Below are 13,396 nucleotides of genomic sequence, written 5' to 3'. Positions count from 1 at the left end.
AACTATTGGCGGCGCACCGCGCCTTGCATCCCATCCCGAAAAGATTCCTGCGCGGCCCCCAATAAATCGTAAATAGGTTCTTAAACTCAGGCATGCAAAATGGAACACTGCTCGCGGCTGTGGACCTGGGGTCCAACAGCTTTCGCCTCGAAATCGGCCGCTTTGACCACGGCCGCATACACCGCACCGAATACCTCAAGGAAACCGTCCGCCAGGGCAATGGGCTGGACGCCAACCGCAACCTGACACCGGAAGCCATGCAGCGCGGCTGGGACTGCCTGGCACGTTTCGGCGAACGCCTGGCGGGCTTCAAGAAACACCAGGTCCGCGCGGTCGCCACCCAGACATTGCGCGAGGCGCGCAACCGCGAGGAATTCCTGGCGCGCGCCCACAAAATCCTCGGCTTTCCCATCGACGTCATCCCCGGCCGCGAGGAAGCCCGCCTGATTTACCAGGGCGTGGCGCATTTGCTGCCGCAGTCCAACGAGCGCCGGCTGGTGGTCGACATAGGCGGCCGCTCCACCGAAATGATTCTCGGCAGGGGCCTGGATGCGCGCACCATGGAGTCCTACCGCGTCGGCAGCGTGGCATGGTCCATGAAATATTTCCCCGAAGGGCAGTTCACCCAGCGCGCCTTCACGACCGCCGAGGTGGCCGCCAAGGCGGTGCTCGACGAGGCCGTCAACGCCTATCGCTCCGATACCTGGGACACGGCCTACGGCTCCTCGGGAACCATAGGCGCCGTCAGCGACGTGCTCACGGCCGCGGGCTGGCCCGCGGGCCAGGTCACGCGCGAGGGCCTGGACTGGCTGCTGGACCGCCTGCTCAAGGCGCAAAGCGCTGACCGCCTGAAACTGGACGGCATGAAGGACGACAGGCGCGCCGTCATAGGCGGCGGCGTCAGCGTGCTGCGCGCGGTGTTCGAGCTGCTCGGTATCTCCCACATGGAGGCCGCCCAGGGCGCCCTGCGCCACGGCGTGCTGTACGACCTGCTGGACCGCGAGCACGACCTGACGGACCTGCGCTCCACCACGGTGCAGCGCCTGTCCAGTAAATTCAGTGCCGACCCGGTGCAGGCCCAGCGCGTCAGCAAGGTGGCACGCCACCTGTTCGCGATGGCCGGCGCCGGCCTGCCCGCCGCCGACTCCGCGCGCTTCCAGCGCAAGCTCGAGTGGGCCGCGCAGCTGCATGAAATCGGCAGCCAGATCTCGCACAGCGACTACCACAAGCACGGCGCCTACATCCTGGACAACGCCGACGCGCCGGGCTTTGCCCTGCCCGAGCTGCACCGCATCAGCCTGCTGGTGCTGGGCCACCGCGGCAAGCTGCGCAAGCTCGAGGTCGATTTCGAGGACCGGGTGTTCATTCAGCAGCTGCTGTGCCTGCGCCTGGCCGTCATCCTGTGCCACGCCCGCCGCGACCCGGACCTCAAAGGCCTGCAGCTCGAATGCGGCGCCGAACCCGGGCGCATCTTTGTGCTGAACTGCCGCGCCGGCTGGGCGCAGGCCTTCCCGCAATCGGCCCACCTGCTGCAGGAAGAAGTGCTGGCCTGGCAGAAGACGCCATGGACGCTGGTGGTCCCGAACCCCTGATCCATCCCTTGCCGCGCATCACGCGCATGGCGCCACCGGGCGCGGCTTGACCGCTTTCGAACAAACCGTATAAACTGTATATACGGTTTATTTGACCGCACCCAAAAAGGATCAATCCATGGCTACCCGCAAAAAAGCAACTGCAAAGACCATCAAAAAGGCCGCCGCCCCGGCCACCCCCAAGGCGCCCATGAAACCCGCCGCCAAGCCCGCCCCGAAAAAGGCATCCACCGCCAAGGCCCCTGCCGGCAAAGGCGCAGTCAAGAAGGCCACTGTGAAAAAGGCCGCCCCCAAGAAACCGCCCGCCAAGCCCCAGGCCAGCGCCAAACCGGTGAAAGCCGCAAAGCCCGAGAAAACCAAAAAACCAAAACTGGTGCGCGACAGCTTCACCATTCCCAAGGCCGAATACGTGGTGCTCGACGAACTCAAGCAGCGCGCCGCCAGGCTGACCCGCCCGGCCAAGAAAAGCGAATTGCTGCGCGCAGGGATCAAGCTGCTGGCCGGCCTCTCCGACGCGGCCTTCCTGACGGCGCTGGAGCAGGTTCCCGCGATCAAGACCGGCCGGCCTACGCTCGGCAGCTAAAACTGCACAGAGGCAAGCTCCGGCACTCGCAAGAGTGCCGGATTACCCAGCCAATCTATCAGTCAGATCCTTGCCCTTGAGGGGGAGTCCACCCAGGAAGGGTCAGGCCTCAGCTCATCTTCAAGCATGGATGCTCAGCAACTTCATCAATGGTTCGCTCTTCAATCTTGCGCGACTTGCCCATGCCGAGCTTTGTTCCGGTCGAATTCACAACACAATCAACTTTCCACGTGTTGTCCTCGAGCCGCATCAGGTAGCCAAAGAAGTCGACCATTTCTTCACCATTGGACTTCCAGCGCTTTTGATAGAAGAGTCGCCCGACGCTTGCGCGTCCTTCGGCCCTCACAAAATCAAAGCCATCCAGGCTCGTTGAGTACTTGGATACCCGCTGCAATGCAGCGCCAGCTTCGTTCTCGGAAATCCCGGTTTTGCGCAGGTTCCCAAGGGTCTCGTCCAGAGCGGCCTTTGATCTGAACTTTCTATAGGACGTGAGGCTTCCCACCCGTTCCGCTTCGAGCATGCCTTTGTAGGCGGCCTCGGCTTGAACCACGAACTGATTTGACTTTTGGGCGGTATTTGCCGCAGCCGCGGGCTGGCCAAACGCATTGCCCAGTGCACAGCCAAGGACTGCAAGCGTCAGAACCTGTCGAATATCGTTTTTCATGTCACTCCATTGAGGCTTAAGGTTAAAGCATGGCGACTGGGAATCCGGTTTACGCCTGCACTGCTGACGGCCAGCCGATTTGGGCGGCACGACGAAGACTGGATTGAACGACCAAGCGGTGGAACGGGGCGATGACAAAAATATAGAGACGACCCAAGCGGTTGTGGCAATGGACCACGGTTGACAAAGTCAGGTGGCGTTTGCCTCCCGGCAAGGGCTGGCTGGAGCAGAGGACAGAAAGCCTGAAGTCCAGGTGCTTGTCGTCTTCTCCAAAGACAACTTCGGTCGGACTTGTGCCGTAGATCTTGAAGATGCTAAGACGGCCTGGCTTGCCCTGCGCGTCAAGTGACGCGAGTTGCTTCGCAGTTTTGAGGCCGACCCCGCCGACGACCGCATCTCGAACCGCCATGAGGGTGCCAACCCACGGTGCCTGATTGGCGAAGATGAACCTCGCCAATAGTTCGGGATTGGTCGACGCTCCGGGTGGAAGTTCGATTGAGTAGGCATCTGCGAGATTCGTCGATGCGTAGGCTTTGGTAACTGCCGACTCTGGAGGAAGCGATACAGGCGTTACGCGGTGCTGTCGGGTTGACATGTGTTCGAGCCAATAGTTGGATTCTGAGGTCTAACGTTGAAGACGGCCGGCGGGCAATTCATGCCGCACTCTTGACCAAGCCAAGACTGCGCAGATTTGCCTGCAACTCGGCGACAGTGCTCCAAGGCAAGATGGGAGAGTTCGCCCGTTCGTCGGGAGGATTGGACGGCAGTTCGTCAGACCAGCCGCCACAGCCGACCAGCGGAAGCAGCGGCCGTTTGTGCAGCCAGGCCAGGTGAACTTCGGATTTGGTGCCCGCGCGGCCACCGATGACGATACAAGCATCGCCCGCAAGCGCCATCAGAAGGTTGCGGGCATCTCCCATCCCGCAGGGCAGCACAACCGTGGCCGGCCAATCCGGCGCAGGCATGTGGTCTGGCGGCACGATGCTGAGCACCAGGCCGTTTGCCTGAATGGCGCGCTCGGCAGCAACCCTGGTTGCCGGACTGCCGCACCCGCTCACCACGGTGATGCCCAGCCTGGCCAGCGCTTCACCCGCCTCGCCGGCAAGTTCGTAGGCACGGGAACCGGGCTCGGCGCTGCCGAGGACACAGACCTGGGGTTTTCGGTGGGATGTGATCATGGTGGGGACGAGTTTACGGCTGGAACCCAAGCGAACGCCGAGAGCTTCAGGCACGGCGCAAACGCAGCGACGGGCGCAGGCAGAAGCAATGCTGATGCGTCGGTCATGCGCTTTTAACGTTGGCGTTGTCCGGCGGGCAGCAGCCTTCCGTTGCGGCTTGTCCGCGACGAAAAACCTGTTAAGGCGCATCACCGCCTCGATGAAAAAGGCTCTGGGCACGTTTAAGCAGCCAAACAATGCACCCGACGACAAGGGCCAAACAGAAGAAACCCGCCAGAAGTATCTCGCGAAAAAAGAATGCGAAAAAATCGCCAACGCTCATTGTTTGGCCGCTCGGCCCCACGAAGCTCCATGCGTAATACATTCCACCAACGATAACGGCGAGGGCACCAACAAGTTTGAAAATATCGTCATCGCGACGCTTGCGCCCGTCATCGATGCAGTGGGGGTGGCGACTCATTTGGGATTTCTGCGCTTTAACGTTGGAGCTGACCGGCGGGCAATAGATCGGCAAAGCCTTCCGCGAGAACGTCCGAGTCGATCGACTTGTTAAACCGCATTTCCAACACCCTTTTTATTGGCACCCTCATTAGCGTCCTTGCTGCGCGACCAGACGAGGACAGCGAGCAAGTAGACAGGAGCAAGCACCACTAGGCCCGCAGCTATGAGGCTTTGACTAACTCCCGCTACAAGCATAGCCGCGAACCAAGAGCCGGCGACAACTAGGCAGCCCAAAGTAACCCAGCCCGCGCGATTGCGCGCCATTGCGAGAAGAGCGATCACAAGCACCCCAAACAATTGGGCCGAGACGACCATCCGAAGGGGCGAAAGCCTATACGTCTCCAGACAGGCGCAGGCCACCGATGGTACGAAGGCAAGCAACGCCAGAAGAATGACTGCGACTACAGACGCTTTGCTGCGCGCAAGCTTGCTGCGGATGGTCGAAAGGGGCGACGTCACGTGCGGTCTAACGTTCGACCTAAGCGGGCTGCCGTAGGCAGGTCCGCTTGAAGAAAGGGTTAGGTGCCAAGCCACCACTGCAACACGCGCCTTGACTACGCATGAGTCCTATTTCTCCAGTACGGCCTGCAGGTTTGCATCGCTCCCGACATCGATCAGCCCCCAGCCCTCTGATTGCTTGTAGAAGAGAAAAATCCATCGGGTGGCGCCACGCTCATATTTGGCAATATAGGTAAGACGCAACAGCGTATTTGAGAATCCATCTTGTTTGACAAACTCTGAACCTTGCGCGTCTCCGAGCTGAACCAAGGTGGCGATGTACCATGAGCCTAGCGCGTCGTTGAGTTCCTTAAGACGCTTCGGCGTGGCGGACAGATGACTCTGGATTTGAGGCATCGTGCCGGCTAGGTTGCCGGCTCCAATGCTTCCCATTACGCCATCGCAGAAATGGCGAACTTCTTCCAGTTTTAGGAGTTCGGGTTTGCGTGGACCTATGTTGGGCGAGTTGCTGAGTGCCTTCGCCACCGCTTCTGGTCGAGCGTCAGCTAGCTTGCAAACCGTGGCGACCTCTTCTCCGCCAAGCGTACCCACATACGTTGAGTTCATCCGCGGGTCTGGCATCTGTCCGCGTGTTCGAGCTGTGCAATCCGCTTGCATATCGACGACGCTCGCCACCATGCCGACGATTCCTGATCGGTACTTAACCAGGGCATCAGTTCGCCGAATGGAGTCGGCGTCAATCGCATACTGGTCATTGCCGATCTGGTAGTAAGTAATCCAGTTTTCCGCGAAAGCAGGCTGAGTGAGCAAGACCAGAAACAGCAGAAGAAAAGTGTGGATGCGGTTTGTGAGGTGGATGCTCATAGATAGTCTCATCTTGGCGCCTGGCGTTTGACATGAGCAGCGGCTGGAAGCGGGCGCAGCCCGCTGGAAGCCATCCGCTCGATGGAGGGGTTAGGCCTCACCGAGCTAACTCCATGGCAACCCCTTTGCCACGGACGACGACGATGAAACGACGGACCGCCAGGGCCACCGGGACAGCCGATGCGAACATGAGCAGGGGATGAACTAGGTTGAAGCCAGTGGCCCAGATACTTGTGGCGATGGCAGCGAGTATGGCCGCCCCGATGCGGCCCTTCGCTAGAGTGGACCACCGGTAGACGGCAGCAAGACCAACAGCTACAAGAGGGAACGCTAGGGCCCAGCGCGATGCTTGCCACTCGGGCGTGTCGCGAGACAGTTGAAGCACCAGCATGGTGGTTGCAGAAACGCCCTCGTGCCAATAGCCAGCCGCAACAAACAGCCAAATGCAAGCGAACACACCCGCTACGGCAAGAAACGCGATGGCTACAAGCGTCGGGGACGAGCTACGTGGCATTTTGTGAGGCCTAACGTAATGTATGCCGCAAAACCCGCGGTATAGCCTGGCGCTTGCAATCTAATCTGGACATCAAAAACTCCTGTAAGCCGCTTGTACGTTGGATTTCAAGGAAATATGCTGTAATTTATACAGTTATAAAAATTCCGTGAAACCCCACAATCCTCCGCTGCGGTCTGCCCGCTTGCTGGACCAAGTCCGGGAGCAGGATTCGATACCTCGCACTATAGCCTTGGCACCGAGAAAATTTACCCGTATTGGGTTCGTCTTTTGTTCGCTGGCATGGCCGCAACGGCCACATGACGCATCCGCGCGACATGGGCGCACGCGAAATGGAAGCCTTGCTCACGATGCTGACTAACGAGCGCAAGGTTTCAAGCGCCCCACAACCAGGCTTTGAGCACTCTGCTGTTTTTGTACCGTGAAGTGCCCGTTGGACGCCTTGACGGCCTGATCCGCTACAACTCAAAGCACCTCAGGCGACTGCACCGTCACCACCACGGTCTGGTTGTGCCCCTCGCGATCGCGGCTGCGCAGCCACCAGAGCGCACCTTTTTTGACCGGGCATTCGCTTTCCTGCAAGCCGAGCAACTGCGCAATGGTCTGTCCCAGCGTAGGCTGGTGGCCCACCACCAGGATAGGCGACTTGGCCATTGGCCACTGCACCAGTTCCAGCAACTGCTCAACGGTGGCGTCGGGCGCCAGCTCGTTCCTGATCTTGTACTTGCGGCCCAGCGCCAGCGCGGTCTGCTCGCAGCGGCGTGCCGGGCTCACGAAGATGCGCGCGCCTTCGGGCAGCTGGCGATCCAGCCAGTTGGCCATGCGGGCGGCCTGCTTCTCGCCGCGCGCCGTGAGCGAGCGCTCCAGGTCGCTGCCTCCTTGGGGATCACCTTCTGGCCAGTCTTCCGCTTCCGCATGACGCCACAAGATGAGGTCCATGTCATTTGTCCTGATGTTGGGGAGCCGAATAACGGGCCATCAGGGCTGCCTGCGCGCCGTGGCGCGGCAGCTCACCCTGGGAGCCCACCCGAAGGTAGCTGCCGTCGGGCTGCAAGTCCCAGGCATCGCGCCCATCGTGCAGGTAGGCCACCAGGCATTCGTCGATGATGCGCTGGCGAATCACCGGGTCGGTCACCGGCCAGGCCAGTTCGACCCGGCGCAGCATGTTGCGGTTCATCCAGTCGGCGCTGGAGAGCAACACGGTTTCCTCTTCGGCGCAGCGAAAGTAGAACACGCGCGAGTGCTCCAGAAAGCGGCCGATGATGGAGCGCACGCGGATGTTGTCGGTCACGCCGGGTACCTGGGCCGGCAGCATGCAGGCGCCGCGCACAATCAGGTCGATCTTCACGCCGCTGCGTCCTGCCCTCACCAGCGCCAGCATCAGGTCTTCGTCGGTCAGCGCATTCATCTTGGCTACCAGGCGCGTGTCCTTGCCCTGCAGGGCGGCCGCGCCCAGCGCGTCGATTTTTTCGATCAGCTTGTGATGAAGCTGGAAAGGCGCGAGCAGCAAATGGTGCAGCTTGGGCAGGCGACTCTGGCTGGCCAGGTGCACAAAGACATTGTCGATGTCGGCCGTCATCAGCGGGTCCGCCGTGAGGTAGCTGATGTCGGTATAGAGCCTAGCCGTGCGCGGGTTGTAGTTACCGGTGGACAGGTGGGCGTAACGCGCCAGCTGCCGGCCTTCGCGGCGCGTGACCAGCAGCATCTTGGCATGGGTCTTCAGGCCCACCACGCCGTACACCACCTGCGCGCCTATGGATTCCAGCATTTCCGCCCAGTTGATGTTGGCCTCTTCGTCAAAGCGCGCCTTGAGCTCCACCACCACGGTGACTTCCTTGCCGCGCCGCACGGCCTCGCGCAGCAGCACCATCAGCTCCGAGTCGGCGCCGGTACGGTAAATCGTCTGCTTGATTGCCAGCACCTGAGGGTCGTTGACCGCCTCGCGCAGAAAGGCGAGCACGCCGTCAAAGCTCTCGAAGGGCTGGTGGATGGACACGTCGCCTTCCTTGAGCCGCTCGAAGAAGGACTGGCCGGGCTGCAGCTGCGTCGGGTAGCAGGGGCGGTAGCTGGGGAACAGCAGCTTGGGATCGTTGACCAGGTCCACCAATTGCGTGAGGCGCACCAGGTTCACCGGGCCGTGAACGCGGTACAGCGACGGCGCCGGCAGGTTGAACTGCTTCAGCAGGAAGTTGGCCAGGTATTCCGAACAACCGGCCGAGACCTCCAGGCGCACGGCCTGGCCATAGTGGCGCTGCTCCAGGCCCTGGCGCAAGGCGGTGCGCAGGTTCTTGACGTCGTCCTCGTCCACCGCGAGGTCCGAATGCCGGGTGACGCGGAACTGCGAGAACTGGCCCATCTCACGGCCGGGAAACAGCTCGGCCAGGTGGGCCCGGATCACGCTGGAGAGCGACACGAACAGCCGGTCCTCCTTGTGGTGGCCGCGCGAGGGCATGTGGATCAGCCGCGGCAGCACCCGCGGCACCTTGACGATGGCGATGTCATTTTCGCGGCCGAAGGCGTCATGACCGCCCAGCCGCACGATGAAGTTGAGCGACTTGTTGGCCACCTGCGGAAAGGGGTGCGAAGGGTCCAGCCCGACCGGGATCAGCAGCGGCCGCACTTCCCGCTCGAAATACTCCTTGACCCAGCGCCGCTGGGCGGTATTTCGCTCGCCGTGCGAGACGATGCGTATGCCCTGGCGCTCAAAGGCCGGCAGCAGGTCGTCGTTGTAGAGCGAATACTGACGCGCCACCATGTCGTGCGCGGCGGACGACAAGGCCTTAAAGGACTGCACCGAATACGGCGCCTTTTGCTCATTGGCCTGGGCCGCCGTCAGGTGGGGCGCAGTGCGGACCTCAAAAAACTCGTCCAGGTTGGACGACACAATGCACAAAAACCGCAGCCGCTCCAGCAGCGGCACGTCCGGGCGCTTGGCCCAGTCCAGCACCCGCTCATTAAAGGCAAGAATGCTGTGGTCGCGGTCCAGGAACTGGACGGGGGGCGCGGCAGCGGCCACCGAAGCGGGTGAAGTGGGCATCAACAAGGCAGTTATCTGTCATTAAAAGTAAGTCACAGTGTTGACGGCTTTCATGACAAAGTCGTGACAGTACTTTTAGCTGATGTTGCTCCCAGCCGTGGAAGCTGGCAAGCGAGCCCCCTGGCTGCCCTTCGTCCCCTTGGGGTTAGTTTGAGCGCCGTTTTGCGCGGCATTGACGAGATAAGACGCAAATAGCTGGGCTGCATGGCCCCAGCTGAAGTCCAGCGCGCGCTGGCGCGCTTCGTGGCGCGGAACGGCCAGCGCACCGTAACAAGCCTGTTGCAAATCTTCATTCATGACACCGCCGTGACAGCTTCCATCGGCTTTTCCGAGCACTTCCAGCGGGCCATCGACCGGATAAGCCGCCACCGGCGTGCCGGCGGCCATGGCTTCGAGCATCACCAGGCCGAAGGTTTCCGAGCGGCTCGGGAAAACAAAGACGTCGGCCGCGGCATAGACCTTGGCCAGCTCGTCGCGGGCCAGCACGCCCATCCAGCGGACCTGGGGGTAGCGCTGCTTAAGGGATTCTTCCAGCGGCCCCACGCCGCAGACCACCTTGGTGCCCGGAATGTCCAGCTTGAGGAAGGATTCGATGTTTTTTTCATAAGACACCCGGCCCACAAACAGTGACACCGGGCGCAGCAAGGTGCCCATGGGCGGGTGCAGGCGCGGCTGCGGCTCAAAACCGAAAAGCTGCGTGTCCACGCCGTGCGTCCAGCCGCGCAGGTTCTGGAAGCCGCGTTGCTCCAGCATGCGCAACACGCCCTGGGTGGGCACCATCACACCCGACGAAGGCCTGTGGAAATGGCGGAACAGCGCATAACCCCAGGACAGCGGGATCTTGAGCGCCGCATGCAGTATCTCGGGGAACTTGGTGTGGAAGGCCGTGGTGAAACGCAGGCCGCGCTTGAGGCAGTAACCGCGCGCCGCCCAGCCCAGCGGGCCTTCGGTGGCGATGTGGATGGCTTCAGGCTGGAAGGCGTCCAGCTTTTGCGCCAGCCCGCGCTTGGGGCGCACCGCCAGGTCTATGCCGGCATAACCCGGGCAAGGCCGCGTCTTGAAGAGATTCGGGTGTATCACCTCCACCTGGTGGCCCAGCTCCGCGAGTTCGCGCACCAGTTCCACCAAGGTGGTGACCACGCCATTGACCTGCGGCTGCCAGGCATCGGTGACCAGGGCGATCCTCATGCGACCACCGTGGAAGCGGCATGGCCGCGACCCTGGGTTTCATGGGCCGGCGCCCAGTGCACCAGCTCCAGCGTGCCGTCGAAGTTTTCCACCAGCGCGGTGCGGCTTTCCACCCAGTCGCCGTCATTGCAGTAGAGCACGCCGTTGATGTCGCGCATCTCGGCGCGGTGGATGTGGCCGCAGACCACGCCCTGGTGGCCGCGCCGGCGCGCCTCGTTGGCCACCGCGACCTCGAAGTCGGTGACGTAATTGAGGGCGCTCTTGACCTTCTGCTTCAGGTAGGCCGACAGCGACCAGTACGGCAGCCCCATGCGGGCGCGCAGGCCGTTCAGGTAGCGGTTGAGTTTGAGCGTGAATTCATAGAGGTTGTCGCCCACATAGGCGAGCCATTTGGCGCACTGCACCACTGCGTCGAAATAGTCGCCGTGGATGATCCACAGCTGGCGTCCGTCGGCGGTGGTGTGCACGGCTTCATCGATAACCTCGATGCCGCCGAACTGGTTGCCGATAAATTCACGCGCAAACTCATCATGGTTGCCGGGCACATAGGTGATGCGGCAGCCCTTGCGGGCGCGGCGCAGCAGTTTTTGCACCACGTCGTTATGCGACTGCGGCCAGTACCAGCGGCGGCGCAACTGCCAGCCGTCCACGATATCGCCCACGAGGTAGAGGTTGTCGCTGGGGTGGGCCTTCAGGAAATCCAGCAGCGCCGCCGCCTGGCAGCCCGGTGTGCCCAGGTGGATGTCGGAAATGAAGATGGTGCGGTAGCGCTTGCGCAGCGAATCGTCATCGTCGTGGTCGTCAGCGCCCCCGCCGAAGCCGTTGCCCAGCGCCCCCATGGCGTCAAACATGTTTCGCATCAGGCCTCCGTGGCGTTGCCCGGCACCGGTTTGCCGGAAAAATGCTTGAGGTAGCGCGGCGGAAGGTCGGCGATGCGCATCATCATGGGCAGGTCGGTCGAATTGAAATCAGGGTCCCAGGCCGGCGCGCCCAGCACCTTGGCGCCCAGGCGCAAATAGCCCTTGATCAGCGCGGGCGGCTCCACGTCCAGCGTGTCGTCGAGCCTCTCGACGGGTAGCGCCAGGCGCGGCGTGACGCGGTATTCGATGGGAGCCAGGTGGGTCTCGCGCACCTGCCGCCAGATGCTGGCGGCCGCGTGGCCGTTGGGCACGCCGTTGTGCTGCATCGGGATGCTGGCGCAGCCGATCATGGTGTCGAGCTGGTTGCGCGACATGAACTCGGCCAGCGCGCCCCACAGCGCCAGGATGACGCCGCCGTGGCGGTGGTCGGCATGCACGCAGCTGCGGCCCAGCTCGACCATGCGCTCGCGCAGCGCGCGTAGCCGAGTCAGGTCGAACTCGGTGTCGCTATAGGTGCTGCCCACGCGCCTGGCCTGGGTGGGCGTGAGCACGCGGTAGGTGCCGATCACTTCCTGCGTCTCGGCGTCGCGCACCAGCAGGTGCTCGCAGTAGTCGTCAAACAGGTCCACGTCGTGGCCGGGCAGCGTCTTGGACAGCGTGGCGCCCATCTCGAGCGCGAAAACCTGGTACCTCAGGCGCTGCGCCTGCCGGACCTCGTCCTGGTGCCTGGCCCAGCTGACCGAGATTTTCCCCACTGCAGCCCTTTGAACAGGGGCTGGACTGACAGCATGACCGCTTTGATGAAGTGACCCCCGTGGCATTGCGACGGGCGACAATGCAAAGGTGGGATTGGGCAGTTCTTTCATGGCTAACTCCTTGTTCCTTGTTTCCTTGTGTCTCAACGACTTCGGTTTTGACCAACTTCAGCAAGCTCACTCACTCGGACCCGCGGTTTTTCGGCCGCCTGTAAAAAAGCCCCATAAAGGGGCTTGGACACTCAATCACCAGCGGACAGCGAAACCGCCTTGCCGGGCCGCCCCAGGCCGGCCATCAGCGCCGGCCGCGCGTTCGACAAACCCTCCAGCCAGGGCCGGGTGCCGGCCTTGAAGCGCAGCCCGCCGGGACTGTTGGCCAGGGCCTGGGCCGTGCAGCGCAGGATGCGCAGGCACTGCTTGTTCAAGTCCTGTATGCCGGCGCCCAGGCTGCGGGCGGCGCTTGCGTCCTGCCTGTCATGTATCTGTGAGTGGAGTCCCATCGGGTGCTCAGTCATGCTGGTCATGACGTGATTCTGGGAGTGGGGGGTGACGCGTTCGTGTCAGTTCAATGGCAGTTGTGTGACACGGCGCGGCGGGCCTGAAGACGTGGCTGGAAAGCCACAGGCCGGGAGAAGGCGGAGGAGAAATCCGCAGGGAGACCGCGGCGCGCGGGTTCGCACGCCGGGATAGGCAATACGGCGGGACTTAAGGCTTGGTCACGCGCTCGCCACGCTCATTGATGACCTGCTCGCCGTCCTCCTTGCTGAAGGCGCCGCGCTGCGGCAGAGGCAGGATGTCGAGCACGGCCTCCGAGGGCCGGCACAGGCGCGTGGCCAGCGGCGTGACCACGATGGGCCGGTTGATCAGCACGGGATGGGCCAGCATGGCATCCAGCAGCGCCTCGTCGCCCTGCCCGTCCAGGCCCAGTTCCTGGTAGATGGCTTCTTTTTGCCGCACCACTTCACGGACGGGCACGACCATCTGCGCAATCAGTTCCCGCAGCTTTTCGCGCGTGGGCGGCGTCTTGAGGTATTCGATGATTTCGGGCTCTATGCCGGTATTGCGTACCAGCCCCAGCACATTGCGCGAAGTGCCGCATTTTGGGTTGTGGTAAATCGTGACCTTGGGGACAGCTGGCATGCGGTTTCGCTCCTGGAAATGAACGGGTTGAGAAAGAGAGGGGTGAGAAGAGAGGGGCCGA

At 62.2% G+C, this 13,396-nt stretch carries 14 protein-coding genes; 2 read left to right on the top strand and 12 right to left on the bottom strand.

Features of this window, described 5'->3' with window-relative positions; genetic code table 11:
- Positions 1–92 precede the first annotated feature (92 nt).
- Both ppx and PMI15_RS17805 read left to right on the top strand, forming a co-directional pair.
- Entirely contained in the window at positions 93–1,592 is a 1,500-nt protein-coding gene (ppx, locus tag PMI15_RS17810) for an exopolyphosphatase (RefSeq protein WP_007872230.1), read from the top strand.
- Positions 1,593–1,710: 118 nt separating this feature from the next.
- Positions 1,711–2,175: a hypothetical protein gene (locus tag PMI15_RS17805; protein ID WP_007872229.1), complete on the top strand. Its 465-nt coding sequence runs from the start codon at positions 1,711–1,713 to the stop codon at positions 2,173–2,175.
- 109 nt (positions 2,176–2,284) lie between these two features.
- Here PMI15_RS17805 and PMI15_RS17800 read toward each other — a convergent pair whose 3' ends face one another.
- From PMI15_RS17800 to arsC, 12 genes are all read right to left on the bottom strand, one after another.
- Positions 2,285–2,839, bottom strand: a complete 555-nt coding sequence (locus PMI15_RS17800) for a hypothetical protein (RefSeq protein WP_007872228.1) — start codon at positions 2,837–2,839, stop codon at positions 2,285–2,287.
- Between the two features lie 49 nt (positions 2,840–2,888).
- Entirely contained in the window at positions 2,889–3,434 is a 546-nt protein-coding gene (locus PMI15_RS17795; RefSeq protein ID WP_036839741.1) for a DUF2867 domain-containing protein, read from the bottom strand.
- A 58-nt stretch (positions 3,435–3,492) separates the two neighbouring features.
- Positions 3,493–4,017 (bottom strand): Rossmann fold nucleotide-binding protein, encoded by a 525-nt coding sequence (locus PMI15_RS17790; RefSeq protein WP_036839762.1) that lies wholly within the window; start codon positions 4,015–4,017, stop codon positions 3,493–3,495.
- A gap of 178 nt (positions 4,018–4,195) precedes the next feature.
- A complete protein-coding gene (locus PMI15_RS17785; RefSeq protein ID WP_036839738.1) occupies positions 4,196–4,477 on the bottom strand; it encodes a hypothetical protein in 282 nt (93 codons plus the stop codon).
- 608 nt (positions 4,478–5,085) lie between these two features.
- Positions 5,086–5,841 (bottom strand): hypothetical protein, encoded by a 756-nt coding sequence (locus tag PMI15_RS17775; RefSeq protein ID WP_036839734.1) that lies wholly within the window; start codon positions 5,839–5,841, stop codon positions 5,086–5,088.
- Positions 5,842–6,820: 979 nt separating this feature from the next.
- Positions 6,821–7,294, bottom strand: a complete 474-nt coding sequence (locus PMI15_RS17765) for a histidine phosphatase family protein (RefSeq protein ID WP_007872225.1) — start codon at positions 7,292–7,294, stop codon at positions 6,821–6,823.
- Position 7,295: 1 nt separating this feature from the next.
- On the bottom strand, positions 7,296–9,392 hold the full coding sequence (gene ppk1, locus PMI15_RS17760; RefSeq protein WP_007872224.1) for a polyphosphate kinase 1: 2,097 nt from the start codon (positions 9,390–9,392) through the stop codon (positions 7,296–7,298).
- 75 nt (positions 9,393–9,467) lie between these two features.
- Complete coding sequence (locus tag PMI15_RS17755) at positions 9,468–10,580, bottom strand: glycosyltransferase family 1 protein (protein ID WP_007872223.1); 1,113 nt, start codon at positions 10,578–10,580, stop codon at positions 9,468–9,470.
- Positions 10,577–11,440 (bottom strand): UDP-2,3-diacylglucosamine diphosphatase, encoded by an 864-nt coding sequence (locus tag PMI15_RS17750; RefSeq protein WP_007872222.1) that lies wholly within the window; start codon positions 11,438–11,440, stop codon positions 10,577–10,579. The genes PMI15_RS17755 and PMI15_RS17750 overlap by 4 nt, the downstream gene beginning before the upstream one ends.
- Positions 11,440–12,306 carry a GNAT family N-acetyltransferase gene (locus tag PMI15_RS17745; RefSeq protein WP_007872221.1) on the bottom strand — a complete coding sequence of 289 codons (867 nt, stop codon included), beginning with the start codon at positions 12,304–12,306 and terminating at the stop codon, positions 11,440–11,442. The genes PMI15_RS17750 and PMI15_RS17745 overlap by 1 nt, the downstream gene beginning before the upstream one ends.
- 131 nt (positions 12,307–12,437) lie before the next feature.
- On the bottom strand, positions 12,438–12,719 hold the full coding sequence (locus tag PMI15_RS17740; protein ID WP_007872219.1) for a hypothetical protein: 282 nt from the start codon (positions 12,717–12,719) through the stop codon (positions 12,438–12,440).
- A gap of 181 nt (positions 12,720–12,900) precedes the next feature.
- The gene (arsC, locus tag PMI15_RS17735; protein WP_007872213.1) at positions 12,901–13,335 is read right to left on the bottom strand and encodes an arsenate reductase (glutaredoxin); all 435 of its coding nucleotides are present in this window, start codon (positions 13,333–13,335) and stop codon (positions 12,901–12,903) included.
- Between the last annotated feature and the right edge of the window lie 61 nt (positions 13,336–13,396).

Origin of the sequence: Polaromonas sp. CF318 (genome assembly GCF_000282655.1) — a bacterium.
In the GTDB taxonomy this organism is placed as follows: domain Bacteria; phylum Pseudomonadota; class Gammaproteobacteria; order Burkholderiales; family Burkholderiaceae_C; genus Polaromonas.
This window is presented reverse-complemented; position numbering and strand designations above follow the sequence as displayed.

Coding starts and splice junctions, on each gene's coding strand:
- PMI15_RS17750 (WP_007872222.1), bottom strand. CDS start 11,440: ATGCGAAACATGTTTGACGCCATGGGGGCGCTGGGCAACGGCTTCGGC.
- arsC (WP_007872213.1), bottom strand. CDS start 13,335: ATGCCAGCTGTCCCCAAGGTCACGATTTACCACAACCCAAAATGCGGC.
- PMI15_RS17755 (WP_007872223.1), bottom strand. CDS start 10,580: ATGAGGATCGCCCTGGTCACCGATGCCTGGCAGCCGCAGGTCAATGGC.
- PMI15_RS17795 (WP_036839741.1), bottom strand. CDS start 3,434: ATGTCAACCCGACAGCACCGCGTAACGCCTGTATCGCTTCCTCCAGAG.
- PMI15_RS17805 (WP_007872229.1), top strand. CDS start 1,711: ATGGCTACCCGCAAAAAAGCAACTGCAAAGACCATCAAAAAGGCCGCC.
- PMI15_RS17765 (WP_007872225.1), bottom strand. CDS start 7,294: ATGGACCTCATCTTGTGGCGTCATGCGGAAGCGGAAGACTGGCCAGAA.
- PMI15_RS17800 (WP_007872228.1), bottom strand. CDS start 2,839: ATGAAAAACGATATTCGACAGGTTCTGACGCTTGCAGTCCTTGGCTGT.
- PMI15_RS17775 (WP_036839734.1), bottom strand. CDS start 5,841: ATGAGCATCCACCTCACAAACCGCATCCACACTTTTCTTCTGCTGTTT.
- PMI15_RS17785 (WP_036839738.1), bottom strand. CDS start 4,477: ATGAGTCGCCACCCCCACTGCATCGATGACGGGCGCAAGCGTCGCGAT.
- ppk1 (WP_007872224.1), bottom strand. CDS start 9,392: ATGCCCACTTCACCCGCTTCGGTGGCCGCTGCCGCGCCCCCCGTCCAG.
- PMI15_RS17790 (WP_036839762.1), bottom strand. CDS start 4,017: ATGATCACATCCCACCGAAAACCCCAGGTCTGTGTCCTCGGCAGCGCC.
- PMI15_RS17745 (WP_007872221.1), bottom strand. CDS start 12,306: ATGAAAGAACTGCCCAATCCCACCTTTGCATTGTCGCCCGTCGCAATG.
- PMI15_RS17740 (WP_007872219.1), bottom strand. CDS start 12,719: ATGACCAGCATGACTGAGCACCCGATGGGACTCCACTCACAGATACAT.
- ppx (WP_007872230.1), top strand. CDS start 93: ATGCAAAATGGAACACTGCTCGCGGCTGTGGACCTGGGGTCCAACAGC.